This is a genomic window from Chlamydiota bacterium (assembly GCA_012729785.1).
Classification (GTDB): domain Bacteria; phylum Auribacterota; class Tritonobacteria; order UBA1439; family UBA1439; genus UBA1439.
On sequence record JAAYCL010000002.1, the window covers coordinates 1 to 25,821 of the forward strand.

27 protein-coding genes are annotated in these 25,821 nt (G+C 70.5%); 25 read left to right on the forward strand and 2 right to left on the reverse strand.

From position 1 onward, the window contains the following. The first annotated feature begins 176 nt into the window (after positions 1 to 176). From GXY35_00565 to thrC, 5 genes are all read left to right on the forward strand, one after another. On the forward strand, positions 177 to 938 hold the full coding sequence (locus GXY35_00565; protein NLW93095.1) for a hypothetical protein: 762 nt from the start codon (positions 177 to 179) through the stop codon (positions 936 to 938). A gap of 150 nt (positions 939 to 1,088) precedes the next feature. Next, positions 1,089 to 1,643: a hypothetical protein gene (locus GXY35_00570; GenBank protein NLW93096.1), complete on the forward strand. Its 555-nt coding sequence runs from the start codon at positions 1,089 to 1,091 to the stop codon at positions 1,641 to 1,643. Continuing rightward, positions 1,640 to 3,388, forward strand: a complete 1,749-nt coding sequence (locus GXY35_00575; protein ID NLW93097.1) for a hypothetical protein — start codon at positions 1,640 to 1,642, stop codon at positions 3,386 to 3,388. The genes GXY35_00570 and GXY35_00575 overlap by 4 nt, the downstream gene beginning before the upstream one ends. A gap of 70 nt (positions 3,389 to 3,458) precedes the next feature. Then, positions 3,459 to 4,007 carry a hypothetical protein gene (locus GXY35_00580; GenBank protein NLW93098.1) on the forward strand — a complete coding sequence of 183 codons (549 nt, stop codon included), beginning with the start codon at positions 3,459 to 3,461 and terminating at the stop codon, positions 4,005 to 4,007. Positions 4,008 to 4,027: 20 nt separating this feature from the next. Beyond that, positions 4,028 to 5,416 carry a threonine synthase gene (thrC, locus tag GXY35_00585; GenBank protein ID NLW93099.1) on the forward strand — a complete coding sequence of 463 codons (1,389 nt, stop codon included), beginning with the start codon at positions 4,028 to 4,030 and terminating at the stop codon, positions 5,414 to 5,416. Here the strand turns inward: thrC and GXY35_00590 are convergent. After that, positions 5,373 to 5,939 carry a lytic transglycosylase domain-containing protein gene (locus GXY35_00590; GenBank protein ID NLW93100.1) on the reverse strand — a complete coding sequence of 189 codons (567 nt, stop codon included), beginning with the start codon at positions 5,937 to 5,939 and terminating at the stop codon, positions 5,373 to 5,375. The genes thrC and GXY35_00590 overlap by 44 nt on opposite strands. Positions 5,940 to 6,049: 110 nt before the next feature. On the opposite strand from GXY35_00590, the gene GXY35_00595 reads away from it, so the two are divergent. The 19 genes from GXY35_00595 (at position 6,050) to GXY35_00685 (ending at position 23,755) form a co-directional block, all read left to right on the forward strand. Next, entirely contained in the window at positions 6,050 to 8,584 is a 2,535-nt protein-coding gene (locus GXY35_00595) for a CCA tRNA nucleotidyltransferase (GenBank protein ID NLW93101.1), read from the forward strand. Between the two features lie 204 nt (positions 8,585 to 8,788). Beyond that, complete coding sequence (locus tag GXY35_00600; GenBank protein ID NLW93102.1) at positions 8,789 to 9,820, forward strand: hypothetical protein; 1,032 nt, start codon at positions 8,789 to 8,791, stop codon at positions 9,818 to 9,820. 13 nt (positions 9,821 to 9,833) lie between these two features. Then, entirely contained in the window at positions 9,834 to 10,325 is a 492-nt protein-coding gene (locus tag GXY35_00605) for an Lrp/AsnC family transcriptional regulator (protein NLW93103.1), read from the forward strand. Between the two features lie 67 nt (positions 10,326 to 10,392). After that, entirely contained in the window at positions 10,393 to 11,592 is a 1,200-nt protein-coding gene (locus tag GXY35_00610; protein ID NLW93104.1) for an aminotransferase class I/II-fold pyridoxal phosphate-dependent enzyme, read from the forward strand. A 9-nt stretch (positions 11,593 to 11,601) separates the two neighbouring features. Then, on the forward strand, positions 11,602 to 12,633 hold the full coding sequence (locus GXY35_00615; protein NLW93105.1) for a 4Fe-4S dicluster domain-containing protein: 1,032 nt from the start codon (positions 11,602 to 11,604) through the stop codon (positions 12,631 to 12,633). Positions 12,634 to 12,915: 282 nt separating this feature from the next. Next, the gene (locus GXY35_00620) at positions 12,916 to 13,734 is read left to right on the forward strand and encodes an oxidoreductase (protein ID NLW93106.1); all 819 of its coding nucleotides are present in this window, start codon (positions 12,916 to 12,918) and stop codon (positions 13,732 to 13,734) included. A 173-nt stretch (positions 13,735 to 13,907) separates the two neighbouring features. Beyond that, entirely contained in the window at positions 13,908 to 14,663 is a 756-nt protein-coding gene (locus GXY35_00625) for a tetratricopeptide repeat protein (GenBank protein NLW93107.1), read from the forward strand. Between the two features lie 34 nt (positions 14,664 to 14,697). Further along, entirely contained in the window at positions 14,698 to 15,219 is a 522-nt protein-coding gene (locus GXY35_00630; GenBank protein ID NLW93108.1) for a 4Fe-4S dicluster domain-containing protein, read from the forward strand. Continuing rightward, positions 15,216 to 16,142 carry an NADH-quinone oxidoreductase subunit H gene (locus tag GXY35_00635; GenBank protein NLW93109.1) on the forward strand — a complete coding sequence of 309 codons (927 nt, stop codon included), beginning with the start codon at positions 15,216 to 15,218 and terminating at the stop codon, positions 16,140 to 16,142. The genes GXY35_00630 and GXY35_00635 overlap by 4 nt, the downstream gene beginning before the upstream one ends. A 16-nt stretch (positions 16,143 to 16,158) precedes the next feature. Further along, the gene (gene nuoB / locus GXY35_00640) at positions 16,159 to 16,572 is read left to right on the forward strand and encodes an NADH-quinone oxidoreductase subunit NuoB (GenBank protein ID NLW93110.1); all 414 of its coding nucleotides are present in this window, start codon (positions 16,159 to 16,161) and stop codon (positions 16,570 to 16,572) included. A gap of 8 nt (positions 16,573 to 16,580) precedes the next feature. Continuing rightward, a complete protein-coding gene (locus GXY35_00645) occupies positions 16,581 to 17,012 on the forward strand; it encodes an NADH-quinone oxidoreductase subunit C (GenBank protein NLW93111.1) in 432 nt (143 codons plus the stop codon). Beyond that, positions 17,009 to 18,196, forward strand: coding sequence for an NADH:ubiquinone oxidoreductase (locus tag GXY35_00650; protein NLW93112.1), 1,188 nt, complete (start codon positions 17,009 to 17,011; stop codon positions 18,194 to 18,196). The genes GXY35_00645 and GXY35_00650 overlap by 4 nt, the downstream gene beginning before the upstream one ends. Next, positions 18,193 to 20,001 (forward strand): NADH dehydrogenase, encoded by a 1,809-nt coding sequence (locus tag GXY35_00655; protein NLW93113.1) that lies wholly within the window; start codon positions 18,193 to 18,195, stop codon positions 19,999 to 20,001. Before GXY35_00650 ends, GXY35_00655 begins: the two co-directional genes overlap by 4 nt. Positions 20,002 to 20,014: 13 nt before the next feature. After that, on the forward strand, positions 20,015 to 20,491 hold the full coding sequence (locus GXY35_00660) for a hypothetical protein (protein ID NLW93114.1): 477 nt from the start codon (positions 20,015 to 20,017) through the stop codon (positions 20,489 to 20,491). Then, entirely contained in the window at positions 20,488 to 20,790 is a 303-nt protein-coding gene (locus tag GXY35_00665; GenBank protein ID NLW93115.1) for a hypothetical protein, read from the forward strand. Before GXY35_00660 ends, GXY35_00665 begins: the two co-directional genes overlap by 4 nt. A 14-nt stretch (positions 20,791 to 20,804) precedes the next feature. Further along, positions 20,805 to 22,292, forward strand: a complete 1,488-nt coding sequence (locus tag GXY35_00670; protein ID NLW93116.1) for an NADH-quinone oxidoreductase subunit L — start codon at positions 20,805 to 20,807, stop codon at positions 22,290 to 22,292. Then, complete coding sequence (locus GXY35_00675; protein ID NLW93117.1) at positions 22,289 to 22,903, forward strand: 4Fe-4S dicluster domain-containing protein; 615 nt, start codon at positions 22,289 to 22,291, stop codon at positions 22,901 to 22,903. Before GXY35_00670 ends, GXY35_00675 begins: the two co-directional genes overlap by 4 nt. Next, positions 22,881 to 23,390 carry a hydrogenase 3 maturation endopeptidase HyCI gene (locus tag GXY35_00680; protein ID NLW93118.1) on the forward strand — a complete coding sequence of 170 codons (510 nt, stop codon included), beginning with the start codon at positions 22,881 to 22,883 and terminating at the stop codon, positions 23,388 to 23,390. Before GXY35_00675 ends, GXY35_00680 begins: the two co-directional genes overlap by 23 nt. Then, positions 23,387 to 23,755: a hypothetical protein gene (locus GXY35_00685; GenBank protein NLW93119.1), complete on the forward strand. Its 369-nt coding sequence runs from the start codon at positions 23,387 to 23,389 to the stop codon at positions 23,753 to 23,755. The genes GXY35_00680 and GXY35_00685 overlap by 4 nt, the downstream gene beginning before the upstream one ends. A 151-nt stretch (positions 23,756 to 23,906) precedes the next feature. Here GXY35_00685 and hemC read toward each other — a convergent pair whose 3' ends face one another. Further along, positions 23,907 to 24,827 carry a hydroxymethylbilane synthase gene (gene hemC / locus GXY35_00690; protein ID NLW93120.1) on the reverse strand — a complete coding sequence of 307 codons (921 nt, stop codon included), beginning with the start codon at positions 24,825 to 24,827 and terminating at the stop codon, positions 23,907 to 23,909. A gap of 542 nt (positions 24,828 to 25,369) precedes the next feature. On the opposite strand from hemC, the gene GXY35_00695 reads away from it, so the two are divergent. Further along, the coding region (locus tag GXY35_00695; GenBank protein NLW93121.1) for a PQQ-like beta-propeller repeat protein at positions 25,370 to 25,821 on the forward strand (452 nt) is incomplete at its 3' end.

The following is a 25,821-nucleotide window of genomic DNA, read 5'->3' on the forward strand; positions in this document are numbered from 1 at the left end:
AGCGGTTGTACCCTTTTATTTATCCAAGCCCTTCTTGACAATACTAATCTTCGCGGCGCCCCCACCCCTAGGGGTGGGCGGGAGCCAACATCTCTCCGAAAGCCCACACTTTAATCTACATCCCCGGGTCGAGGGCGGGCGGCGGCGATCCTTGACAGAGGCGCCGGATATGCGCTATGGTTGCGTGGAGGATCCGCGGGCGGGAGGACGACGGGATGGCGTTCGACAAGGCGCAGATGCACCTGATCGCGATCGACGAGATCCGGCCGCTGGGGCAGGGCGACCGGGTCTGCGTGGACATGCTGTCGAACTTCGGGGAGGGGCACGGCCTCCTGGTGGGGGCGTACAACCGGGCGCTGTTTCTGGTCCACTGCGAGACCATCCCCAACCAGTTCGTCAACCAGCGCCCGGCGAGGGTCAATGCGGGTCCCGTGTCCATGTACGTCATGTGCGCCAACGGCTCCACCAAGTACCTCAACGAACTCCAGCCGGGCGACGAGCTGCTCACGGTGAACGCGCGCGGCGACGTGTCGTCCAACCGCGTCGCCAGGAGCAAGATCGAGCCGCGGCCGATGCTCCTTGTCCGCGGGACCCACCGCGTGTCGGGCGCCGACCTGTTCCGGCTCCACGACGAATCGGCGGGCTACTTCGACGGCTACCGGACGATCTTCCGCCTCAAGGATGTCGCGACCGGGAATCCGGTCAGCGTTTTCGAGATCGATCGGTACAGGGGCCGGGAGGAGGGGATCCGCGCCGACCTCGACGTGGGCACGATCCTCCAGGACGCCGAGACCATCCCCCTGGTGCGCGAGGACGGGGCGGCGATCTCCGTGAAGAAGCTCCAGGCCGGCGACAGGGTGTGGGCGTATATCCAGAACCCGAAACTGCAGTCGCGGCATTTCGGCATGGCGTACGAAGGATTCTGCCTGGAGCGGTGACGCCCCGGTCCCGCCCGCCCGTCCCCCGCAACGCCCGCCTCGCGGCGGCCTCTCCCTTCCGTTTCCCCCCCATGCCGGGGGCGATTGCGGTTGCCTTCCCGCCCGTCTGCGGCTACAGTAATGGAGAGGCGCCCACCTCCGGAGGTCGAGATGAAGCGGATACTCCTGCTCGTGCTGCTGGCCGGCGCGGCGCGGCGCGCGTGCGCCGGCGATATCCCGTTCAGGGGATTATGTGCCGGGGACGACGCCGTCTACGGGGCGAGGAAGGCCGCGTCGGCGCCCGAGGTCGCCCTCGCGCGCGATGGCGACGAGATGCGCCGCGTCTGGGCGGAGGACGTCACGGGGGCGTACCAGGACGCGCAGGGGCTGCCCGCGGTCGACTGGGATCGCGAATTCGTCGTGGCCGTCTTCCTCGGGGCGCGCCCCGCCGCGGGGCACGGGGTGCAGATCGAGGGGGTGGCGCTGAAGGGGAAGGTGCTGGAGGTCGCGGTGCGGGAGGTCGCCCCGGCCGCCCCCTCTGTTCCGCCGCGTCCCGTGTCGCCGTACGCAATGGCCGCATGCCCCCGCGAACGGATCCCCCTCGCCGGGATCCTGATGCTCCGGATGGTCGAGACCGGCGGACCGGTCATCGCCGAGCGCCCCGCATGGTCGTACCGCCTCATGGACTCATCGCACGACGGCGCCGCGGGCGGAGGGGAGCGGTGAGCGCCGTGCCGCCACGCCCTCTGTTGGCGGTCGTGTGCCTGGCGGCGTCGACCCTCTGCGCGGGCTGCGCCATCGTCTCCGTGGGCAAGATCCCTCGCCAGGAGGGGGTCTATCCGGCGCAGACCGGCCCCGACACGCCGCTGGTGCTCGCCATCCCGGGCCTGCGGATACCCGGGCTCCCGGTCGAGCAGGAGCAGCATTTCGGCTTCCTCGTGAAGATGCTCGCGGCGGAGGGGATCCCCTGCCGCGTCCTCGCCTACGACACCGTCGAGAACCCGCTCATCAGCGGCGCGGCGCTCTTCGCCTCGGACCTGGCGATCGCCTGGACCCGCGTCGGGCCGGCGGTGGTGCGCGAGGTCCAGTACGAGAACGAGCGCAGGGAGTCCCTCGGCCTCCCGCCGCTGCGGCGCCTCGTGCTCTTCGGCTACAGCCAGGGCGCGGTGATCATGGAGCAGATCGCCTGCAGGGTCTTCTTCCAGCTCAAGCGCGACTACGACGCGATGGAGGCCCGCTTCGGCGAGGAGTGGCGGGCGCTCCGGCAGGACCCTGAGTTCCAGTTTCTGATGACCGCCCTCGACGACTTCCTCGTCATACGGAACATCAAGATCCAGCGCCAGCGCGAGTTCCGGCGCGATCCGGAGCTCCGCCAGTTCTACCAGCGCGCGGAGGATAAGCTCCATCGCCGCTTGAACGACTTCATCGCCTACCTCGACGATCCGTCGTCGGCCTACCCCGAGATCGACCGGTTCGAGGAGCCCGGCACGCCCCGGTACCCGAAGCGCTACCGGGAGCTCAGGCTCTGCGCGCACTCCCTCCAGCACTGCTCGCTCGAGGAGCGCGACCGGATACGGAACTTTCTCATCGACTACGCGCAGTACCACGACCTGCTCGCGCTCTCCCCCTCGTTCGTCTCGGCCGCCGGCTCCTTTTTCGGTTCCCCGCGCGCCAACGAGGGCATGCTGCTGTTCAAACTCTTCCCGGTCCTCAGGCTTTTCGCGCGCCGGGAACTGACCCAGATCGCCCAGACGCGGATCGGCACCGTGTACCACCTCCGGAACATGGAGGACCTCGCCCGGTCGAACAGGGACGAACGGTACCCGCTGGATCCCGACAATACCCTCTGTATCGTGGGGGTGAACGGCCCCCACGGCGACGGCATCGTCGACCAGTCGAGCGCGCACCTGAGCGACCACGCGTTCGAGATCGTCAAGGCGCCGCGCCGCCGGGGCGATCCCGCGGCGGTTCTCTGCCGCGACCGCCTCCCCGACCTCACCGTCGTCCCCCTCCGCGTGATGCACTTCCCGGAGAGGGCGCTGGGCGGATGGGGGAGGCGGCGCTTCGGGGCGGCGTACATGGAGGAGGAGAACCCGGCGTTCGACTACCTGCGCAGGTTCCTGCGCGGCGACTGGGACGGTCTGCGCCTCGCGCTCGGCCGCGAGGAGGGGAGCCTCAGGCAGTTCATGCTCACGCTCGCCTTCGAGGGGGAGGCGTGGAAGAGCCCGTCCCCGCGCAGGCGGGGGCAGTCGCGGAACATCCGCGTCGACGGCCGCTACGACAACCCCGCGGATCTGATCTTCACCTGGACCGGGCACTTCACGGCGCCGGGGGAGGAGATGAACCTGGTCGGGCCCGAGACCGCGGAGGGGACGCTCACCATCGAGGCCGCGATGCCGTACGGGGAGCGGCTGCAGGTCCCGTTCACCGTCTATCCCGGCTGCAACAGTTTCGTAAAGATCGTGCACTGAGCCGTTCGGCCTCCCCCCCCGGGCCGGCCCTGTGCTACACTATCCCCGCCGACGACGAAAGGAAACCTCGATGAGGCGAATGCCGGTGCTGCTGCTCATCCTCTGCTGCGCGGGCTGCGTCGTTTCCCGGCGGGCGTTCGACGGCCTGCGCGGGGAGAAGGCGCTGCTCGAGGCGAAGAACGCCGACCTTGTCCGCGAACATGAGAAGCTCGCCGCCGAGAAGGCGGCGGTTGACGCCGAGCTCGCCCGGTGCGGGCGCGAGGCCGCCGCGCACGAGCGGCGCGCGAACGACCTCGGCGAGACGAACCTCGAACTGGGGCGCGAGCTCGAGGGGGAGAGGGCGCGGACGGCCGGGCTCGAGGCGCAGCTTCAAGAACGCGGCGGCTCCCTGGCCGAAGCCGTCGAGAAGGCGCGGTCCCTGGAGCGGAAGCTCGAACAGATCGAGAACGAGCGGGCCGTCGTCCAGCGCCAGTACCAGGCCCTCCTCGAGCGGCACGCCCAGCTCCAGCGCCGGTCCGGGGAGCCGGAACGAAGCGCTCCCCCGACCCCCCCGTCCGCGGAGGGAGGGGCCGGCGCGAAACAGGAAGAGAGCGGGCTGGAGGTCTCCGGCGGCGAATGAGGCGCGGGAAGGGAGCGGCGATGGAGTACCGGGCGTGGTTCGAGTGTATCGCGGGGTGCGGCGAGCGGTACCCGCTCGACGAGATCGTGTTCCAGTGCCGGAGATGCGGCGAGCTGCTCGAGGTGCGCCATGCCATGGACGCCCTGCGGGCGACGCCCGGGGAGGAGTGGAAGAAGCTCTGGGACCGGAGGTACCGCCGCACCGAGTGGCCGTACGGGAGCTCGGTCTGGGGCAAGAAGGAGCTCGTCTGCCCCGCGGTGAGGAACGACCGGATCGTCTCGCTCTACGAGGGGGGGAGCAACCTGTTCCGCGCCGACCGGTACGGCGCGCAGATCGGCGTCGACGAGCTGTGGGTGAAGCTCTGCGGCAACGAGCACACCGGCTCGTTCAAGGATCTCGGGATGACCGTTCTGGTCTCGATGGTCAACCAGATGATTGCCGACGGCAAGAAGATCATCGGCGTCGCCTGCGCCTCGACCGGGGACACCTCCGCCGCGCTCGCCGCCTACTGCGCGGCCGCCGGCATCCAGGCGATCGTCTTCCTCCCGCGCGGCAAGGTCTCCACCGCCCAGCTCATCCAGCCGCTCGCGCACGGGGCGCTCACGTTGTCGCTCGACACCGACTTCGACGGCTGCATGGCGCTCATCCGCGAGCTCTGCGCCCGGGAGAAGATCTACCTCGCGAACTCGATGAACTCGCTCAGGGTCGAGGGGCAGAAGACGGTCGGGATCGAGATCGTGCAGCAGCTCGACTGGGAGGTCCCCGACTGGATCGTGATCCCCGGCGGCAACCTGGGCAACGTGAGCGCCCTCGGCAAGGGGCTCCTCGAGATGCGGGAGCTCGGGATCATCTCCCGGCTCCCCCGCATCGCGTGCGCGCAGGCGGCGCGGGCCAACCCGCTCTACCGTTCGTTCCTGTCGGGCTTCAAGGAGTTCCACCCCGTGAAGGCGGAGAGCACCGCCGCCACCGCCATCCAGATCGGCAACCCGGTGAGCGTCCGGAAGGCGGTCCGCGTCCTCTCCGCCTTCGACGGGGTCGTGGAGGAGGCGACGGAGGACGAGCTCGCGGACGCGAGCGCGCGCGCCGACCGCACCGGGCTCTACACCTGCCCCCACACCGGCGTCGCCCTCGCGGCGCTGGTGAAGCTCGTCCGGCGCGGCGTGGTGCGGCGGAACGACCGCGTCGTCGTGATCTCGACCGCCCACGGGCTGAAGTTCTCCGAGTTCAAGACCCGCTACCACGAGGGGACCCTTCCGGGCGCCCCCCCGCGGCAGGCGAACCTCCCGGTCTCGCTGCCGGCGGAGTACGGGGCGGTCAGGGACGCGGTGCTTGGCGCGGTGGAGAAGGCGCGCGGGCGGGAAACGCTCAGAGGAACCGCAGGAGGCGGGAGAGGCGGTACCGCCGCGTGACCTGCCGCACGTAGCGCCGCGTCGAGGGGTAGCTGATCGCCCGGATGAACTGCCGGGCGTTGCCGGGGGTGCGCGTGGCGGCCAGCCAGCGGTCCACGTTCCGCCCCCCGGCGTTGTAGTGGGCGAGGGCGAACGGCACCGGGTCCCGGAAAGCACGGTAGCGCCGCATCGCCTTCGCGAGGTACCAGCAGCCCACCTCGGTGTTCAGCTCCGGGTCGAGGAGCCCCTTCTTCGGCAGCGCGCTCCATCTGCGCCACGCGGCGTACTCCTTGCCGACCACGGGCATCACCTGCATCAGCCCCCGTTCCCCCTTGGAGCCGCGCGCGTCCGCCCTGAAGTTGCTCTCGCGGCGCACCACCGCCTTCACGAGGAGCGGATCGAGGCCGTGGCGGGCGCTCGCCGCCCTGATGACGCCGTCGTAGACGGCCTCCCGGCGGCGCACGCAGTCGAGCATCACCGCGGAGATGACCGCGAGCATCAAGACGATTAGCACGGGAAGGGAAAAGAGATTTTTTCCGGTCATCGGCGTGTGGTACCATCGTGCCGTATCCGGCGGCGACGCAGGAGCATAGCACAAGACCGGGGAGCCCCGCCACCGCTAAACGCGGCGGCGTTCCCGGGAGGTCGGGCGCGATGAGACTGTCGGCGCGCGAGGCGGCCCTGGCGATCGTGCGTCGCCTGAGGGAGCGGGGGTTCGAGGCGTATTTCGTCGGCGGCTGCGTGCGCGACTGGCTGCTGGGGCGCGAGGGGTACGAGCAGCGCAATCACGACATCGCTACCTCCGCCTCTCCCGACGAGGTCTCCCGGCTCTTCCCCCGCGTCGTCCCGGTCGGCAGGCGGTTCGGCGTGATGCTGGTCCTTCAGGACGGGCACTGCGTGGACGTGGCCACCTTCCGGACGGAGACCGGGTACCGGGACGGGCGGAGGCCGACCGGGGTCCGTTTCTCCTCGAGGCGGGAGGACGTGCGCCGGCGCGACTTCACGATCAACGGCCTGCTCTACGACCCCCTGGAAGACCGGCTGCTGGACTACGTCGGGGGGCGGGCCGACATCCGGGCCCGGACGATCAGGGCGATCGGGGACCCGGCCGTCCGCTTCGCGGAGGACCGGCTCCGGCTGCTGCGCGCGGTCCGCTTCGCCTCGACGCTCGGCTTCTCGATCGAGCCGCGCACGCGCGCGGCGGTGGGGGAGCACGCCCCGGAGATCGGCGTGGTGAGCGGCGAGCGGGTGCGGGACGAGCTCCTGAAGATCCTCATCGGCCCCCGCGCCGGAGAGGGACTCCTCCTCCTCGACGAGACCGGCCTCCTCGGACCGCTCCTCCCCGAGGTGCAGGCGATGAAGGGGGTGCGGCAGCCGCCGCGGTTCCACCCCGAGGGGGACGTCTTCAGGCACACGGTCCGGCTCTTCGAGGAGAAGGACAGGCTCCAGGCGGAGGGGACACTGGAGACGCGCGACGTGCCCGGGGCGGAGGAGACGTGGGACGCCGTGACGGCGTTCGCGGCGCTTCTCCACGACGCCGGGAAACCGGTCACCTTCTCCGTGCGCGACCGGATCCGCTTCGACGGGCACCAGATCGAGGGGGCGCGGATCGCGCGGGCGGTCTGCGACCGCCTGCGATTCCCGTCGCGCGAGCGGGAGATGATCGCCGACTGCGTCGAGAACCATATGGCGTTCCTCGACGTCGCCAGGATGCGCGAGAGCACCCTCAAGCGCCTGATGCGCCGGAGGACCTTCCCCCGCGAGCTCACGCTCCACCGCCTGGACTGCCTGGCGAGCGACGGCAATTTGGATGCGTACGACACGCTCAGGCGGCGGTGCAGGGAGTTCGGGGAGGCGCGGCTCTCCCCGCCGCCGCTCCTCACCGGGCGCGATCTGATGGCGATGGGCTGGCGCGAGGGCCCCGGGATCGGGAGGATCCTCGCCGCGATCGAGGAGGAGCAGCTCATGAACCGCCTCTCCACGCGCGAGGAGGCGCTCGAGTGGCTCCGCGGGGGGGCTTTTCGCTTGCCCTCGGGCCCTTTTGATGCTACAAACGGCGGCGCAACATTCAGGGGGGCCACCATGCACGAGATGATACGCAGGATGCAGGCGCACGAGAAGTTCGCCGAGTTCTTCGTCCCCGTGGACGAGAAGACCGAGTTCAGGGACGCGACCTACTTCCTGCGGGAGGACGGGACGTTCGTCTTCTCCGAGGGGTACTGCCACGAGCCGGAGAAGCCGCTCCTGGAACGCCATCTCGTGTCGCACATCGTCTTCGTCCCCGAGAAGGGGGAGGTGCCCCCGTACGCGAAGAAGAAGATCTTCGGGCAGGCGTACGAGAACCTGACGAAGGGGATCATGAACACCCAGCCCCTCAATATGTTCTACCCGCTCCAGCTCAAGCGGTACCTCGAGATAGACCCGTCGCTCGACGTCCAGAAGCCGCCGTTCGCGCGCTACAAGGCGATGGTGCCGGTGGACTCCCTCGTCGGGCACTTCCCGCACCTGCATTCGATGCAGGCGATCTTCGCCCGCGCCGACGGAGGGGACAAGAGCGCCTCGCGGATCAAGCGCTCGGTGGAGGCGTCGGCCGAGTTCCTGGGGATCGCCCCGGAGCAGTTCGGCATCTCCGGCTCGCTCTCGATCGGGACGTACGAGAATCCGCACGACCTCGACGTGGTGATCTACGCGAGCGTGAAGGAGGTCCGGCGCATCGTCGACTACCTCTACAAGGTCACCGCCGTGAAGGAGGAGCGCAAGGTCTTCGAGTTCGGCAAGTACTGGCCGATCCGCTACTGGGAGTGGGTGGACGGCGAGAAGTTCATGTTCTGCCCGTTCTTCTCGTACCAGAACCTCGACGAGTGCCCGCTTCGGGACTTCACCTGCGAGGTGATCGGCGCGGTGAAGCTCGACGCGCGCGTGGCGGACCACACGTACAACGCCTACAACCCGACGATCCTCGGCCTCGACAAGGTCAAGCTCGACGGGGCCTCGCGGTCCGGCGGGATGCGGCTGATCCTGTACCACGGCGGGGAGCGGGGCGACTACGCCGAGGGCGACCGGATCGCGGGGGAGGCGACGCACGTCCTCGTGCGCACCTTCACCGGGGCGGGGGCGACCCGGCGGCAGTCCGGCGAGTACGAGGCGCTGCTCACCGTCAACATCGGCGACGTCAAGAAGGTCTCCTGACCCCGCCGTATCCGCGCGCGCAGCAGACGGAGCCGCAGGGTCGTTACGGAGGGCGCGGGGAGACAGACGCTCCCCGCCGCCGCGGACCGACGCGGATCCAGCCGGATGGCGGGTGTCGGCGAGGCGTCGTGAAAATCCGCGGCAAGAAACGGGTGCCGTCTCCTCCGTGCCGGCGCGTACCTTTGGAAAGGCCCAGGTGCAACCATGATCTACGGCAAGGACAACCGTGAGCTGATGGAGGGGGTGCGGCGCCACCCGGATTTCAACGATTTCGTCGTCCCGATATCCGCGCTGGACGAGGTGCGCGACGCGACCTTCTTCCTCCGCAACGACGGGCTCCTCGCCTTCTCCGAGGGGTACTGCCACCCGAAGGGGAAGCTCGTCGCCAACATCATCTACATCCCGGACCCCGCCGGCACGAAGAACTTCTTCGGGGCGCGGTACGGGAGCGTCATCAAGCAGTACCTGAAGGAGGGGGAGGCGTGGGTCCCGTTCAAGCGGCAGCTCGAGATCTACCGCAAGATCGACCCGTCCACGCAGGAGGGGAAGCCGATCTTCGCCGAGAACAAGTGCCTCTTCGACCTCGGCGACTTCGTCGGTTTCGTCCCCCCGCGCCGCTCCCTCGCCATCGCGCGGAAGCGGTCGGCGGAGATCGACCGCTCGATCCGGAACGTCGGGGCGCTGATGGGGATCGACCCGGAGATGATCGGCTGCACCGGCTCGATGGCGTTCGGCAACCTCGCCTCCGCGCACGACTTCGACCTGGTCTTCCACGGCACCCTCGCCGAGCTCCGGCGGGCGGTGGCGCGCATCTACGAGATCGTCAAGGACCCGAAACGCGCCGTCTTCGAGATGGGGATGCACTGGGCGATACGGTTCTACGACGACGCGGGGGACATGATCTGCCCGTTCTTCTCCTACACCGACCCGACGGAGATCCCGCTCCCGAGCTTCGAGATGGATCCGCTCGAGCGGGGGATCGAGGCGGTGGGGACGGTCGCGAACGACGACCACACCGGCTTCATGCCGACCTGGCTCCCGCTCGCGGACGCGCGGATCGGCGCGCGGGCGCTCGGGCCGGACGCCGTCCTCGTCATCTACCACGGCGGCAAGCGCGGGGAGTACCGGACGGGCGACCGGGTGAAGGCCCGCGGGACGCTCGTCCGCGTGACCTCGCCGCGGGGGCGGTACGAGGCCGTCCTCGTGACGGACATGGACGACACCGAGAAGCTGTGAGGGGGGATGCGCCATGACGGACGAGATACTCGAGATACTCCAGAAGGACGCGCGGCGGACGCCGGACGAGATCGCCGCGATGCTCGGGAAGAAACCGGCCGCGGTGAAGCGCGAGATCCGGAGGCTCGAACAGGAGGGTGTGATCCTCAAGTACAAGGCGGTGGTGAACCGCGAGCTCCTGAAGAGGCCGTCGCGGGGGGTGCGGGCGCTCATCGAGGTGAAGACCGCGCCGCAGAAGGACGTCGGCTTCGACCGGGTCGCGGAGCGGATCTACCTGTTCCCGGAGGTGCAGGGCTGCATCCTTCTTTCGGGCGGCTACGACCTGCTGCTGACCGTGGAGGGGAGCGACATCCAGTCGGTCGCCAACTTCGTGGCGCAGAAGCTCGCGCCGATGGAGCACGTGCGCGGCACGGTGACGCACTTCCTCCTGAAGAAGTACAAGGAGGACGGCGACATCCTCGTCAAGGGGCAACGGAAGGACCGGCGGCTCGCGGTCACGCCGTAACGCGCCCATCCCCCCAAAGGGTGGAGGGGAAGAGCGCGATGGAAGGGGCGGGCGCAAGGCGGACAAGATGAAGATTCCCATCGCGAAGCGCGTCCGGGAGATGCCCCCGTCCGGTATCCGGCTCTTCTTCGACCTGGTCATCGGGATGGACGACGTCATCTCTCTCGGCGTCGGCGAGCCGGACTTCGACACCCCGTGGCGCATCCGCGAGACCGGCATCTACTCGCTCGAGCAGGGGTTCACCTCCTACACCTCGAACAGGGGGCTGCGCGAACTCCGCGCCGAGATCTCCGACTTCTTGAGGGGGCGGTACGGGCTCCGCTACGACCCGGACGACGAGATCCTCGTCACCGTCGGGGTGAGCGAGGCCGTGGACCTGGCCCTGCGGACGATCCTCGACCGGGGGGACCGGTTCCTCGTCCCCCAGCCGTGCTTCGTATCCTACGCGCCGATGACGAGCCTCGCGGGGGGCGAGGCGGTGCGCATCCCGCTCAGCGAGACGTCGGGGTTCAAGCTCACCCCGGCGCTCTTGCGCCGTCACCTGGGGCGCGACGCGCGGGGGATCATCCTCAACTACCCGTCGAACCCGACCGGCGTCTCCTACCGCAGGGAGGAGCTCGCGGCGCTCGCGGCCGCGATCCGCCGCACGAGGCTCACGGTGCTGAGCGACGAGATCTACGACGAGCTCACCTACGACTTCGAGCACACCCCGTTCCCGCTCCTCCCGGGGATGCGGGAGCGGACAATCTATCTGAACGGTTTCTCCAAGGCGTACGCGATGACCGGCTGGCGGATCGGCTACGCGGCGGGGCCGCGGGGGGTCATCGACGCGATGACCAAGATCCACCAGTACGCGATCATGTGCGCGCCGACGATGGCGCAGGTTGCCGCGTGCGAGGCGTTGCGCAGGGGGGGGAAGGACGTCCGGGAGATGAAGCGCGAGTACGACCGCCGGAGGCGGCTCGTGCACGGGCGGCTCATGCGGATGGGGCTCGACTGCGTGCGGCCCGACGGCGCGTTCTACATCTTCCCCTGCATCCGCTCATCCGGCCTCGACTCGATGGAGTTCTCAAAGCGCCTGCTCAAGGAGGAGAAGGTCGCGGTGGTGCCCGGGACCGCCTTCGGAGAGGTGGGGGAGGGGTTCGTCAGAATCTCCTACGCCGCAAGCTACGAGAACCTGAAGGAGGCGCTCGACCGAATCGAGTGCTTCCTGCGGCGCCTGCGTGCGGACTCGCCGCGGCGCGAAGGATCCGCGGGCGGGAGGTAGGGCGGTCGTATGGACGTGCGGCACGTCTCGGAGCAGAACTGGCACGCGTTCGTCGGGTCGCTCGCGCGCACGATGCGCATCTGCCACCCGGTCGCGCACGAAGACGACTATCGCCTCGCCGCCTGCGGGCCGGGCGGCTGCCCACGGATCGGCTGGAACCGGTACCGCGCGGTGCAGTCCCTGAAGCCGCTTCTCTTCGAGGCGCGCCTCGACGTGGGCGAGGTCCTCGGTGCGGGGGGGGCGCCGGATGCCGGCGGCGCGCCGCAGGCGGTGTTCGGGGCCAAGGCGTGCGATCTCGCCTCGCTGGCCGTGCTCGACTTCGTCTTCGCCGACGAGACGGCGGACCCGTTTTACGCCCGCAACCGGAGACGGACGCTCATCGTCTCCTCGGACTGCACGGCGTTCAAGGAGGTCTGCTTCTGCACGCTCGTCGGGGGGAAGCCGTACCCGGAGAAGGGATTCGACCTCAACCTCTCCCCCGCGGGAGGGGGGTACCTTGTCGAGGCGGGGAGCCCAAAAGGGCGGGCGCTCCTCGACGAAGCGCGGGAGCTCTTCTCCCCCCCCTCCGCCGCGCAGCTCGCGGAGGTCGCCGCGGCGCGGAAACGGCTGACGGCGGCCCTCGAGGAGCAGCAGCGGGCCCGCGGCTACGCGTGGGGCGGCACGTCGAAGGAGCTGATTGAGCGGGTCTTCGAGTCGGGCGTCTGGGCCGAGGAGGCGGAACGCTGCGTCGAGTGCGGCGCGTGCAACTTCGTCTGCCCGACCTGCCACTGTTTTCTCCTCTCCGACCACGGCCGGGAACGGTTCACGCGCCTCCGGAACTGGGACTCGTGCCAGTACAAAGGGTTCGCGCGGGTGGGGGGAGGGGGCAACCCGCGGCCCGAGCTCTATCAGCGGCTCCGCAACCGGTACGAAAAGAAGTTTCATTTCTGCCCGGTCGTGATGGGGGTCTCCGGCTGCACCGGGTGCGGGCGGTGCGTCGAGGCGTGCATCGGACGGATCGACATGCGCGAGGTGATGAAGAAGCTGAGCGGCTGCAGGTAACATTTCACCGCGGAGATCACGGAGAAGACGCGGTTTCTTTTTCGCCGCGGATTTACGCGGATCAACACGGATCAGGATTCTGTTTCTTTCGACAATCCGTGAAGATCCGTGCGATCCGCGGCAACGATACACGGAATTCGCCGCGGGGATAACGTCCCGCCGCAGGGGACACGGAGGAGAAGGGCGTGGGGGCGTGGGGGCGTGGAGGATGCCGAAGCGATGATCCCCGCCGCCTTCGCCGTTCTCCGTGAACTCCTCGTTCTCCGTGGTACAACGTATGCCATGATGAAAAACCCGTATCTCCCCGTCGGGGCGACGATCGAGAAGGCGGTCGCGGAGAGCGCCACGATCAAAAGCTTCCTCCTCGCGCCCGACGAGCCGATGCCGTTCCGCACCGGGCAGTTCGTCGAGCTCACCGTGCCCGGGGTGGGGGAGGCGCCGTTCACCCCCTCCAGCTCCCACTTCGAGCGGGAGCGCCTCGAACTCACCGTGATGCGGGTTGGGACGGTCACCGCCCGCCTGCACGAGATGCGGGAGGGGGAGCGGGTGGGCGTCAGGGGCCCGTACGGGAACGGGTACCCGCTCGAGGAGTTCGAGGGGAAGACGGTCGTCATCTGCGGCGGCGGGGTCGGGCTCGCGCCGCTCCGGTCGCTCCTCCTCACGCTGCGGCACGAGATCGACCGATACGCCCGGGTGCTGTTGCGCTACGGGGCGCGCACGCCCGCCGATATCATCTACCGCGCGGAGGTCGATCGCTGGCGCCGCGACCCGAAGCTCGACGTGGTCCTCACCGTGGACCGGGGCGACGCCTCCTGGGGAGGGAACGTCGGGCTCGTCACGACGCTGCTGGAGGACCTGGGGGTGGAGCCGGCGCGGGCCGTTGCGGTGGTCTGCGGCCCCCCGATCATGATGAAGTTCACCACCTTCAAGCTGCTCGACGTCGGCTTCGCCCCGCGCGACATCTACCTCTCGATGGAGAAGAACATGAGCTGCGGCCTCGGGAAGTGCGGCCACTGCCGCCTGGGGCCGTTCTACGCATGCAAGGACGGCCCGGTCTTCACGTACGATCAGATCAAGGACCTCCGGGAGATCTGGGACTGAACGGGGCGGCGGCCCGCCGACACGGCGCTGATGATCGTGCGTCGATGGCATCCCTGCGAAAGCAGGAATCCGGTCGCCAGGGGAATATCGGTTGAATCCAGGCTTTCGCCGGGATGACGGTATGAAAGATCCATCCGGGGCCCCGTGAGACACGGTGGGGGAGGGAACAGGCGATGACGCAATGCCCGCGGTGCAACGCGGCGAACGCGACGAAGAGCAAGTTCTGCGCCGAGTGCGGCATGAGCCTGCGCGAGACCGGCGCGGCGGTGCACATGGACCGCGGCTACCTCGCGATCCGGCGCGGCGACGTGGACGAGGCGGTGAAGGAGTACCGCGAGGCGATCCGGATCGACCCGTCGAACTCGCGCGCGCACCGCGAGCTCGCGGCGATCTACTACCACCGGGACATGCTCCCGGAGGCGCTCGAGGAGAACAAGCGGGCGGTGGAGCTCGACCGGGATTTCGGCATCGCCCACTACGAGCTCGGCACCGCCTACTACCGCCTGGGGATGTTCGACGAGGCGATCGCCGCCTACGAGGCGGCGCTCCGTGCGACCCCGTCGCTCTACCTCGCCAACTTCCGCCTCGGGGTCATCTACTACTACCGCGGCCACCTCGAAAAGGCGATCGCGATGTACAAGACGGCGCTCGAGCACAACCCGAACCTGAAGTTCATCCACTACCACCTCGCCATCGCCTACGCGCGGCGGGGGCTGCTCAAGGAGACGATCGAGCAGTTCAAGATCGTGCTCGCCATGGACCCGAAGATGGCCGCCGCCCACTACCATATCGGCTGCGCCTACTACTACAAGGGGGATCTCGACAAGGCGATGGCGCACTTCGAGAAGGCGCTGTCGCTCGACCCGCTCGACGAGCAGTCGGCGAGGAACCTCCGGACGCTGAAGGATTTGCGGGGGAGGTTCTTCTGACCCCGGGGCCGGTCCGCGGCGCGCCGGAACGACGATGAAGAAGCTGATCGTGAATCTCGACATCTGCAGCGCATGCCCGGGGTGCGTGACGGGGTGCAGCTACTACTACCACCCGTCCAACCGCGGGATCGACCGGCTGCGCGAACTCGCCGTCTACGCCCTCGTCTGCCGCCGCTGCGAGCACGGGACCTGCGTCCGCGCATGCCCCGTGGAGGCGCTCGAGAGGGACGCCGAGGGGGCGCTGGAGCGGCACCCGATGCGCTGCGTCGGGTGCGGCTCCTGCGCGCACGCCTGCCCGTTCGGGACGATCTACCCCGAGCTGCTGCCGTACGCGCTCTCGGGGTGCGACCTCTGCTTCGACAGGGCGGGAGGGGAGCCGCCGGTCTGCGTGCGAAGCTGCCCGTACGGAGCGCTCGACTGGCGCGAGGAAAACGACCTCCCCGAGGAATCGGTCCCGCTGCTCGGGGACCGCATCCAGGGCATCTCGCATCACTGGTCGAGGAGGAGGTGCCTGGGCCCGCCGCCGGGCGCCGGGCACCGCGGGGGGGCGGGATGAAGACGCTGTGCATCTACCTGATCTTTCCCGGCTTCGCCGCCACGGCGGTCGCGGGGATGCTGGCGTCGTGGGTCGAGCGGAAGCTGACCGCGCGCATCCAGTGGCGCGTCGGGCCGCCGTGGTACCAGTCGTTCGCGGACATCCTGAAGCTGCTCGCGAAGGAGACGGTCGTCCCGCGCGGCTGCTCCCGGGGGCTCTTCGCCGCGGCCCCGTTCGCGGGGCTGGCGGCGGTGGCGCTGGTCGCGAGCATGCTCGGGGCCTCGTGCCTGGATCCGGCGCGGGGGTTCGTCGGCGACCTGCTCGTCATCGTCTACCTTCTGGTGCTCCCCCCGCTCGCCCTCATCGCGGGCGGGGCGGCGTCCCGCAACACGCTCGCCTCGCTCGGGGCGAGCCGAGAGATGAAGCTCATGATCGCCTACGAGGTCCCGATGACCCTCGCCCTCCTCGTCGCCGTCATCAAGGCGGGCGTCACGATCAACACCGGCGCGATCGTCGCCTTCCAGCGCCTCCACGGGGCGTTCCTCGGGAGTTTCTCCGGCGCCCTGGCCTTCGCGGCGGCGCTCCTCTGCGTGCAGGCGAAGCTCGGCTTCGCCCCGTTCGACATCGCCGAGGCCGAGACGGAGCTGAGCTCCGGCCCGCTCATCGAGTACTCGGGAAGCATGCTCGCGGCGTTCCGGCTCACGAAGATGATGCTCCTCGTCGTGCTCCCCGCCCTCCTGCTCGCCCTCTTCGCGGGCGGGGCGCGGTTTCACGGTTGGGGAATCGTGCGTTCCCTAGTAGAATACGGGGCGGTGCTGCTCCTCGTCACCTTGATCAAGAACACGAACCCGCGCCTCCGCATCGACCAGGCGCTCGCCTTCTTCTGGGGGCCGGTGACGGCGGCGGCGGGGGGGGCGGTGCTGTTGGCGCTCATGGGGTATTGAACAGACCGGTGATCAGATGAACTGGAAACGCTGGGCGCGCGCCAGGTCGCCGTGGGTCTTCCATCTCTCGACCGGGTCGTGCAACAACTGCGACATCGAGATCATCGACTGCCTGACGCCGCGCTACGACGTGGAGCGGTTCGGCATCCTCCTCGTCTGCAGCATCCGGCATGCCGACATCCTCCTCGTCACCGGCTCGATCAACCGGCGCGCGGCGCCCAAGATACGCGAGCTCTACGAGAGCGCGCCGAAACCGTGCCTCGTGGTGGCGTGCGGCACCTGCGCCTGCGGGCAGCACCTGTTCAAGGAGAGCTACCACACGATGGAGCCGCTCGACGCGCACGTGCCGGTGGACGTCTACATCCCCGGCTGCCCTCCGAAGCCGGAGGCGCTGATCAGCGGGATCGTGAAGGCGATCGGGACCCTATGAGCGCGTCGATGGAGAGGATACGCGAGGCGTTCGCGGACCGTTTCTCCCGCTGGGAGGAGCGGCACGGGAAACGCTTCTACGCCGAGCTCGCCGCCGACCGCCTCGTGCCGACGGCCCGCGCCCTCTGCGAGACATGGCGGCTCCGTTTCGTGACCGCGTCGGGGACCGACACGCGGGGGGCGATCGAGCTGCTCTACCATTTCTCGGCGGACGCGGACGGGGCGGTCCTCTCGCTGCGCGTCACCCTGCCGAAGGAGAAGCCCCGGATCGAATCGCTCGCCCCCCGCCTCAAGGCCGCCGAATGGGTCGAGCGGGAGATCGCCGAGATGCTCGGGGTGACGTTCGTCGGCCACCCGGACCCCCGCCGCCTCCTCCTCGCCGACGACTGGCCGGCGGGGGTCCATCCGCTGCGCCGCGACGCGGGGGGGGAGGGGAGATGACCGAGCGGATCATCCCGGTGGGGCCGTACCACCCGCTCCAGGAGGAGCCGGAGTTCTTCAAGCTCCACGTCGAGGGGGAGCGCGTGGTGAAGCTCGACGTGCAGCTCGGCTACAACCACCGCGGCGTCGAGGGGCTCGCGGAGACGAGGTCGTACGACCAGATCCTGTTCCTCGTGGAGAGGATCTGCGGCATCTGCTCGACCAGCCACCCGTTCGCGAGCGTGAACGCGGTCGAGAACCTGATCGGCTGCGAGGTCCCCCCGCGCGCCCGCTACATCCGCAGCGTCGTCGGCGAGCTCGAGCGGATCCATTCGCACCTCCTCTGGCTCGGCCTCGCGGGCCACTTCATCGGCTACAACACGGTGTTCATGTGGGCCTGGAAGACGCGCGAGATCGTCCTCGATCTCCTCGAGCGGATCAGCGGGAACCGCCAGAACTACTCGATGTTCAAGATCGGGGGGGTGCGGCGCGACATCGCCGACGCCGAGATCCCCTCCCTCCTCGCCGCGCTCGACACCCTCCGCCCCGCCCTCGACCTGTTCCGCGGCGCGGTCGTGGACGACCCGGTGATCCACGCCAGGACGAAGGGCGTCGGGGCGCTCACCGCCGACGATATCCGCGCCTACGGGGCGGTGGGGCCCACGGCGAGGGCGTCCGGGGTCGACATCGACGTCAGGAGGGACGACCCGTACGCCGCCTACGGGGAGGTCCGGTGGAAGGTCGTCACCGGGACGCGCGGCGACGTCTACGACAAGCTCCTGGTGCGGATCCTCGAGATGTACGAATCGCGGTCGATCATCGTCCAGTGCCTGAACGGTCTCCCGCCCGGGGAGATCGACGCCCGGGTGAAGGCCGTTCCGGCGGGCGAGGGGATCGGGCGCCACGAGGCCCCGCGGGGGGAGGTCTTCCACTACGTGCGGAGCGACGGGACGAACCGCCCGGCCCGCTACAAGGTGCGCGCGCCGAGTTTCATGAACGTCGCCACGAACGCCCGGGCGGTCGTCGGCCAGACCGTCTCCGACGCCACGATCATCCTGGCCGCGGTGGACCCGTGCTACTGCTGCACCGAGCGGATGGCCGCGGTCGACGCGTCGACCGGGGAGACGCGCTGGGACAGCGACGCCCTGATCCGTCTCTCCCGGGAGAAGACCGCCCGGATCCGGAGAAGGATGGGCATCCGATGAACGCCGCATGGCCGCTCATTCTCCTTCCGTCTTTCGCGGCGGCCGTCTGCCTCGCCTTCAGGCGCCGCCCCGCGTTCTGCGCCGCCTGCGCCGTCGCGGCGCTGGGGGCGGAAGGGGCGCTGGCGGCGCTCCTGTTCGCGCGCGGCGCCGCCCCGTGGGGATGGAACGGCGTTCCGCTCCTCGCCGCCGACGGGCTGTCGCGCCTCGTCTGCCTCGGGATCGCCTGCTTCGGGCTCCTGGCGGGCGTCTACTCGCTCGGCTGGTTTGCCCCGCGGGAGCGGGGGGGGGCGTACTGGTGCCTGCTGCTCCTCACGGAGGCGGCGGGCATGGGCGTGGCCCTCGCCGACCACCTCGTCCTCCTCCTCTGCGCCTGGGGGTTCATGGGCATCACCCTGTACCTCCTCATCGCCGCGGCCGGTCCCGCCGCCGCGGACGCGGCCAAGAAGACGATGCTGATGGTGGGGGGGACGGATGCGTTCATGGTCCTCGGCGTCGCGCTCCTCTCCTTTCATGCGGGGGCGGGGGTGCGTCCCGCCTCCCCGCTCCCCCTCTCGGGGGCGGCTGCGTGGACCGCGTACCTGTGCATCGCCGCGGCCGCCTTCGCGAAGGCGGGGGCGGTCCCGTTCCACACCTGGATCCCCGACTGCGCGGAGCGCGCCCCGGTCCCCGTCACCGCCCTCCTCCCCGCCTCGCTCGACAAGCTCCTCGGGATCTACCTCGTCGCGCGGGCGAGTCTGACCCTGTTCGCCATGAACGCGGGGATGCAGAGGCTCCTGCTCGCCGTGGGCGCGGCGACGATCATCTGCGGCGTGATGATGGCGATGGCGCAGCACGACCTCAAGCGCCTCCTCGGCTACCACGCCGTCTCGCAGGTCGGCTACATGCTGATCGGGATAGGGACCGGGAACGCGGTGGGGATCGCCGGCGGGCTGTTCCACATGCTCAATCACAGCATCTACAAGACCTGCCTCTTCTTCTCCGCCGGCTCCGTGGAGCGGCGGGCGGGCACCGCGGATCTCGACGGCCTCGGCGGCCTCTCCCGGGCGATGCCGGTCACCTTCGCCGCGACCCTCATCGCCAGCCTCTCGATCTCCGGGGTCCCGCCGCTCAACGGGTTCGCGTCGAAGTGGATGGTCTACCAGGGGCTTCTCGAGATGGGGCGGCACGGTGGAAAACTCTGGACGGTCTGGCTGCTCGCGGCGATGTTCGGGAGCGTCCTCACGCTCGCGAGCTTCGTGAAGGTCGTGCAGGCCGTCTTCCTCTCCCCCCCCTCCTCGCCGTCCGCGCGGGGGCGCGGGGCGGTGCGCGAGGCGGGCGCGTCGATGGCGGGGCCCGCGGCGGCGCTCGCGGCGGCGTGCGTCGCCCTGGGCGTGTGGGCGGTGCCGCTCGGCGTCGCGCCGCTGATCAGGCCGGCCGTCGGGGCTGCGGTGTCGTTCCCCGGGTTCTGGAATTCCACGGCCGCGACCGTGCTGCTGGCCGCGGGGCTCCTTCTCGGCCTCCTCGTATGCCTCGCCGGCCGCCTCTCCCGCGCGCGGGAGTGCGCGCCGTTCATCGGGGGCGAGGAGGGCACGCCGGAGATGATCCTCTCGGGCACGGACTTCTACCAGACGATCACCGAGATGCGGGGGCTGCGGGGCATCTACCGTGCCGCGGGCCGGCGGGGATTCGACCTGTACGACCGCGGCCGCGACGCGGTCTTCGCCGCGGCCCGGCTGCTCCAACGGGCGCACGGCGGCTGCCTGCCCGTATACATCGCCTGGTGCCTGGCGGGGCTCGCGGCCGTCGTCTGGGCCCTGGCGCGATAGGGGGGGATCCGCGGTGACGCTCGTCGTGCTGTGCGTGCTGATGCTCGCGGGGGCGCTCGTGGCGACGGAGGAGGAGAGGCCCGGCGCCTCGGCCCTGGCCGCCGGCGCGGCGGGGCTCGCCCTCGCGGGGGCGTTCCTCTCGATGGGCGCCCCGCGGCTCGCCCTCGCGCAGGCGGGCGCGGCGATCGCCATCGCCGCGATCCTCCTGCGCGCGGGGTCCGCGGACGGGGTCCGCGGGACGGCTGCGGGGACGCGGGCGGGGCTCGGCGCGTCGCTGCTGTTCGCCGTCCTCGTTTTCGTCGCCGCCCGGGGCCCCCTCGCCTCGCTGCTCGGCGCCGCGGCGCCCGTCGTCGGGCATCCGTCGGCGGGGCGGCTCGCCGCGGAGAGGATCCTCGATGCGGCCGTGGTGCTCGCGGCGCTGGGGGCGGCGCGGGCGGTCGCGAGGGGACGGCGAAACGGGGGGCGGGAACCGGGGGAGGGGACGCGATGAGCCAGGCGGCGCTTCCGGCGACCCTCGGCCTTCTGCTCTTCTGCGCGGGCGTGTACGCGATGCTCGCGAAGCGGAGCATCTCCAAGACCGCGCTCGGCGTCGTGCTCTGTTCCTACGCGGCGGCCTTCCTCGCGGGGCTGCTCTCCGCGGGAACGCCCGGCGGGGTCGAGGGGGGGATGGCGTGGGCGGGGATCGCCGCGCAGCTCGCCGCCGCCCTCCTGCTCGCCCCCATGGGGGCGGGGCTCCGGCGCCGCTTCGGCACCGACGACCTCGCGAAGATCAGGGGGCTCAAAGGATGAGCGGGGGGGGGGGGATGAACATCCTGCCGCTGCTGCTCGCCGCGCCGTTCGCGGGGGCGTGCGTCTGCGCCGTCTCCGGGAAACGTTTCGCGGCCCTGGTGCGGACGGCGGCGTCCCTCGCCGTCTTCTGGCTCTCCCTCCGCGCGGCGGCGCGCGTTTGCCTCGGCGGCGCCTTCGCCTGGGAGGCGGCGGGGCTCGCCGTCGACGGCCTCTCGGCCCTCCTGCTCGTCACGGTGGGCCTGATCGGCTTCGCGGTGTCGCTCTACACGCACGGCTACCTGGCGCCGTCCGCGCGGGAAGGGGGGTTCTCCGCGCTCTTCCTGCTCATGACGGGGGGGATGGTCGGGACCGTCTGCGCCGCCGACCTCGTCTCGCTCGTCGCCTTCCTCGAGATCGCCTCGCTGGCGAGCTACGCCCTGGTCGCGCACGGAGGGGGGAAAGACGCGCTCGAGGCCGGCTTCAAGTACCTTGCGATCGGCTGCCTCGCCTCGCTCTTCGCCTTCCTCGGGGCCGCCGTGCTCCGCTCCGCCACGGGCGCGGCATCCCTCGCGGACGCCGCCTCCGCCCTCGCCGCCCCGGGCGCCACGCCGGCCCTCCGGCTGGCGGCGGGTCTTCTCATCGCGGGGTTCGGCACGAAGGCCGCCCTCGCCCCGTTCCACGCCTGGCTCCCGGACGCCCACACCTCCGCCCCGGCACCGGTCTCCGCGATGCTCTCGGGGGTCCTGGTCAAGGCCCTGGGCGTCTACGCCCTGCTCAGGCTCTTCCTCGCCGCCCCGGGGCCGGGCGTCGCGGGCGTGCTGGCGACGCTCGCCGCGGTTTCGATCATCGGCGGCGCCCTCCTCGCCGCGGCGCAGCACGACTACAAGCGGCTTCTCGCCTGGTCCTCCGTGAGCCAGGTCGGCTACATCGTCGCCGGGGCCGCCACCGGCACGTCGCTGGGGATGGCGGGGGCGCTCCTGCACCTGTGCGCCCATTCGGCGGCCAAGTCGGCACTCTTCCTCTCGGCGGGGGCGGTCGACAGGGCGGCCGGGACGCGCGACCTGCGCCGGCTCGGCGGGCTCAGGGAGCGGATGCCGGTCACCGCGTCGTCGTCGCTCGCCGCATCGCTGTCGCTGGCCGGCGTGCCGCCGCTCGGCGGCTTCTGGAGCAAGCTGTTGATCCTCCTCGGGTGCGTCGAGGCGGGGCTCGGAGGCCTCGCCTGCGCGGCGGCGCTCGGGAGCCTCCTCACGCTGGGCGCCGTGATGAAGGCGCAGCGCGCCATCTTCTACGGCGAATTGAGACCGCACTGGGACGCGGTGCGTGAGGCGCCGCCGTCGATGCGGGCGCCGATGGTCGCGCTCGCCGTCCTCTCCGCGGCGGCGGGCCTCCTCCTGCTCCCCGGGCCGCCGCGCGCCCTGCTCGCGGGGGCGCGCGACGCCCTGCGCGGCACGCGGCAGGCGGCGCGGTTCGCCGCCGGAGACGCCGCGGAGGCCCGGGCAAAGAACGGGGTCCGGCTACGATGAGGGCGCCGAAACTGAGGGAGCTGCGGGAGGGGATTCGCGCGCTCTTCGGGCGCCGCTGCACGACGCGCTTCCCGGCGGCCGGGACGGAGGTGCCGGAGGGGTTCCGCGGGGTGCCGCGCTTCGACGAAAAGGGGTGCGTCGGCTGCGGGGCGTGCGCCGTCGTCTGCCCGGTGAAGGATATCGAGGTGACCGACTCGTTGCGGGACAGGAAAGGGACGCGGCGGCTCACCATCCACCTGGACGACTGCATCTTCTGTGCGCAGTGCGCGAGGAACTGCATCACCGGGAAGGGGGTGGTGATGACCCCCGACTTCGACCTCTCGACGGACGACCGCGGGAAGATCCGGGAATCGATCGAGAAGGAGCTTGTCCTCTGCGAGCTCTGCGGGGAGGTCGTCGGCGCCCGCGACCATCTGCTCTGGATCGCGCGGCGCGTGGGGCCCGCCGCATACACCAATCCCACCCTGATGCTTCCCATGCTCGACGCCCTCGCCCCAACGGAGGAACCGCCCCCTGGCGGGCGGGATGGGACCCTCCGGGGGGACCGGATGCGGGTGCTCTGCCCGCGCTGCAGGAGGAGCTCCACCGTTGAGTTCTCCATGGAGGGATGAGATCAGGCGCGGCCTGTGCGGAGACGGGCCGGCGCGCGGCGTCCTGCTCGGGGTGGGGAACCGGCTGCGGGGCGACGACGGGGCGGGGAGCCTCCTCGCGGCGCGGCTCGCGGCCCGGGGGATAGACCGGGCGTTCGACGGCGGCACAACCCCGGAGAACTACTGCGAGCTCGTCGCCGCCCTTTCCCCCCGGACGGTCTTCATCGCCGACGCCGCCTGTTTCGGCGGGCGGGAAGGAGAGGTGCGCCTCCTCGACCCGCGCTCCCTCGGGGCGGGGGCCTTCTCGACGCACGGGATTTCGCTCCGTCCGCTCGCGGCGTACCTCGAGGAGCGGTGCGGCTGCCGCGTCGTGGTCGTGGGGATCCAGCCGGCCGCCGCGCGGGACGGGGAGGGGGTCAGCCCCGCCGTCACGGGCGCCGTCGCCGAGCTCGAGGACTGTTTCGCCGGTCTCCTGGGCGGCGGCGCACCGGGGGGGGCGCCCGCATGAGATGCCGCGTCCGGATCCTCCTCTCCGCGCCGGCGGTTGTTCTGGCGGCCGTCTGCGTCCTGGCGGCCGAATCCGGCGCGCAGCCGCTCGACCGGAAGGCGATCGGCGCGCGGCGGGACGCGATGATCGACTGGGCGATCCGCAACGGGGTGGTGCTCAAGGGGATGACCAAGACGGAGGTCCACAGGGTCTACGGGTTCCCGGACAAGAAGTTCAACACCGCGACGGCCGGGGGGCGCGTTGAGAAGTGGACCTACTACCACCCGCGCCGCCGGAGCGTCTTCCCGTTCACGCGGAGCCCGTTCGCCTCGCGCTACCGGTTCCTCTACTTCAAGGACGACGTCCTCGTCGACTTCGCGCACTGACGGGGACGCTCTCTGCGGCACGCCGACTTCCGCCCCTTGTGGAGCGACCGTCTTCCGTGGACGGCGGCCGTGCCGCATCGCGGCGAAGGCGGTCATGCGTGCGCCGCGGCCCATTCCGGATGAACCCGGCGCAAGGAGTGTCCCCCGCCGTTCAGCGGAGGAGAGGCGCGGCGCCGTTGTCGACGAGGGCCGCGGCGAGGCGCGCGCCCAGCCCGTCCGGATCGGCCGCCCCGCCCTCGGCCTCGCCGCGCACCGCCTCCCCGCCGTCCGGAGAGAGGACGCAGGCCCGGAGGAGGAGCGTCTCGGGCTCTTCGCCGGGCCCGGCGAAGGCCCCGACGGGCATGGCGCACCCCCCGCCGAGCGCCGCGAGGAGCGCCCGTTCGGCGCGCGCGGCGGCGTGCGAGGCCGGGTGGTCGAGCGCCGCGGCGATGCGGCGCGCGTCGTCGTCGCCTGTGCGCACCTCGAGGCCGAGGCAGCCCTGCCCGGGCGCCGGGAGGAAGGCGGGCGGGACGAGGCGCTGGAACGCCACCCCGCCGACGCCGAGGCGCGCGAGACCCGCCGCCGCGAGGACCAACGCGTCGCACCTGCCCTCGCGCATCTTCCGGAGCCGCGTGTCGACGTTGCCGTGGAGCGGGACGACGCGGAGGTCGGGCCGGGCGTTGAGGAGCATCGCGGCGCGGCGCGGGCTCGAGGTGCCGACGCGGGCGCCGGGGGCGAGGCGGTGCAGTTCCTCGCCCTCGTCGGAGACGAGGACGTCGTACGGGTCGAGGCGCCGCGGCACGGAGACGACGGCGAGCCCCTCCGGCTGCTCCACGGGGAGGTCCTTGAGGCTGTGGACGGCGATGTCGCACCCGCCCCGGCGCAGCTCCTTCTCGATCTCCTTCACGAAGAGCCCTTTCGTCCCGGGGCCGTGAACCGGCGGGGCGGGGAGCCCGTCGCCCGCCGTGCGGATCGGCCTGACCAGGAACTCCCGCTCCGGCCACGCCGTCCGCAGGGCGGCCACGACCTCCCGCGCCTGCGCGAGCGCGAGCGGGCTCCCCCGCGTGCCGACGACGACGGCTCCCTCTCCCATCCCCGCGCCCTCCCGCGGCACATTCTATCGGGTCCGGGCGCGGAAATGTAGGATAAACGCCTGACGCGCACTCGTCGCCGATCCGTGGGTACCCGGCGCGTGCGGCGGCGTTCTCGAACATCCCCGAGGGCGCGTACGTGCTCGAGGGGGGGACGGTGGACGCGTGGCGGACGACCTCGGCGTCGAACCTGGTTATCGTAGACGTTGTATATAACACGTTGCGCGGATTGCAGTTGCGCGTTAATTCGTCCCGGGACGAATTAACGCGCAACTCTTTCCGGTCGTGTGCGTTGCATACAACGTCTACGAGGCGCGAGCTAAAAGCCCCGAAAATCACCCCCCTCGGGGGATTGACGGGCTCACGGCGCATCGTGGACACTACATTTTATACATGCTATGCCTTGCGTATGGTTGTCCGCGATCCTGCGTGGGGCGCCCGTCGAAGTGCGCATGGCCCATCGCCGGAATCGAAGACTCCGGCACCCCCGGCGACGGGGGTGGGGGCGGCTTTCCGTCGCGCACGCAAAGGGGGAGGTGTTGAGATGAGACGAGTTCTGTTCATCGCGATCGCGGCGTCGTGGGCGCTCGGGACGGCGCACGGCCAGCTAGCCGACACCCCGTGGCCGATGTTTATGGGCAACGTGCGCCACACGGGGCAGAGCGGCTACGCGGGCCCGCAGTCCTGCGTCCTGCTGTGGAGCTACAAGATTGGCGAGTCAACCTGGTCTTCCCCCGCCGTGGGAACCGATGAGACCATCTACATCGGCTCGGACAATAATTATCTCTATTGCCTCAACTCCGATGGAACGCGCCGGTGGCGGCGCTGGACGGGGGGGAACGTACGAACCTCCCCCGCGCTGGGAAGCAACGGCGCCGTGTACTTCGGATCTATCGACAACTATCTCTATTGCCTCAACCCCGATGGAACGCTCAAATGGCGGCTCGGGACGGGGGAGGACGTACGATCCTCCCCCGCGCTGGAAAGCGACGGCGC

Bases quoted from the DNA above. Each gene is read 5' to 3' on its own strand.
- GXY35_00655 (NLW93113.1), top strand. From the start codon at position 18,193: ATGAACGCCGCATGGCCGCTCATTCTCCTTCCGTCTTTCGCGGCGGCC.
- GXY35_00645 (NLW93111.1), top strand. From the start codon at position 16,581: ATGGAGAGGATACGCGAGGCGTTCGCGGACCGTTTCTCCCGCTGGGAG.
- GXY35_00590 (NLW93100.1), bottom strand. From the start codon at position 5,939: ATGACCGGAAAAAATCTCTTTTCCCTTCCCGTGCTAATCGTCTTGATG.
- hemC (NLW93120.1), bottom strand. From the start codon at position 24,827: ATGGGAGAGGGAGCCGTCGTCGTCGGCACGCGGGGGAGCCCGCTCGCG.
- GXY35_00630 (NLW93108.1), top strand. From the start codon at position 14,698: ATGAAGAAGCTGATCGTGAATCTCGACATCTGCAGCGCATGCCCGGGG.
- GXY35_00565 (NLW93095.1), top strand. From the start codon at position 177: ATGGTTGCGTGGAGGATCCGCGGGCGGGAGGACGACGGGATGGCGTTC.
- thrC (NLW93099.1), top strand. From the start codon at position 4,028: ATGGAGTACCGGGCGTGGTTCGAGTGTATCGCGGGGTGCGGCGAGCGG.
- GXY35_00610 (NLW93104.1), top strand. From the start codon at position 10,393: ATGAAGATTCCCATCGCGAAGCGCGTCCGGGAGATGCCCCCGTCCGGT.
- GXY35_00605 (NLW93103.1), top strand. From the start codon at position 9,834: ATGACGGACGAGATACTCGAGATACTCCAGAAGGACGCGCGGCGGACG.
- GXY35_00600 (NLW93102.1), top strand. From the start codon at position 8,789: ATGATCTACGGCAAGGACAACCGTGAGCTGATGGAGGGGGTGCGGCGC.
- GXY35_00665 (NLW93115.1), top strand. From the start codon at position 20,488: ATGAGCCAGGCGGCGCTTCCGGCGACCCTCGGCCTTCTGCTCTTCTGC.
- GXY35_00625 (NLW93107.1), top strand. From the start codon at position 13,908: ATGACGCAATGCCCGCGGTGCAACGCGGCGAACGCGACGAAGAGCAAG.
- GXY35_00670 (NLW93116.1), top strand. From the start codon at position 20,805: ATGAACATCCTGCCGCTGCTGCTCGCCGCGCCGTTCGCGGGGGCGTGC.
- GXY35_00650 (NLW93112.1), top strand. From the start codon at position 17,009: ATGACCGAGCGGATCATCCCGGTGGGGCCGTACCACCCGCTCCAGGAG.
- GXY35_00595 (NLW93101.1), top strand. From the start codon at position 6,050: ATGAGACTGTCGGCGCGCGAGGCGGCCCTGGCGATCGTGCGTCGCCTG.
- GXY35_00635 (NLW93109.1), top strand. From the start codon at position 15,216: ATGAAGACGCTGTGCATCTACCTGATCTTTCCCGGCTTCGCCGCCACG.
- GXY35_00570 (NLW93096.1), top strand. From the start codon at position 1,089: ATGAAGCGGATACTCCTGCTCGTGCTGCTGGCCGGCGCGGCGCGGCGC.
- GXY35_00675 (NLW93117.1), top strand. From the start codon at position 22,289: ATGAGGGCGCCGAAACTGAGGGAGCTGCGGGAGGGGATTCGCGCGCTC.
- GXY35_00620 (NLW93106.1), top strand. From the start codon at position 12,916: ATGATGAAAAACCCGTATCTCCCCGTCGGGGCGACGATCGAGAAGGCG.
- GXY35_00580 (NLW93098.1), top strand. From the start codon at position 3,459: ATGAGGCGAATGCCGGTGCTGCTGCTCATCCTCTGCTGCGCGGGCTGC.
- GXY35_00685 (NLW93119.1), top strand. From the start codon at position 23,387: ATGAGATGCCGCGTCCGGATCCTCCTCTCCGCGCCGGCGGTTGTTCTG.
- nuoB (NLW93110.1), top strand. From the start codon at position 16,159: ATGAACTGGAAACGCTGGGCGCGCGCCAGGTCGCCGTGGGTCTTCCAT.
- GXY35_00615 (NLW93105.1), top strand. From the start codon at position 11,602: ATGGACGTGCGGCACGTCTCGGAGCAGAACTGGCACGCGTTCGTCGGG.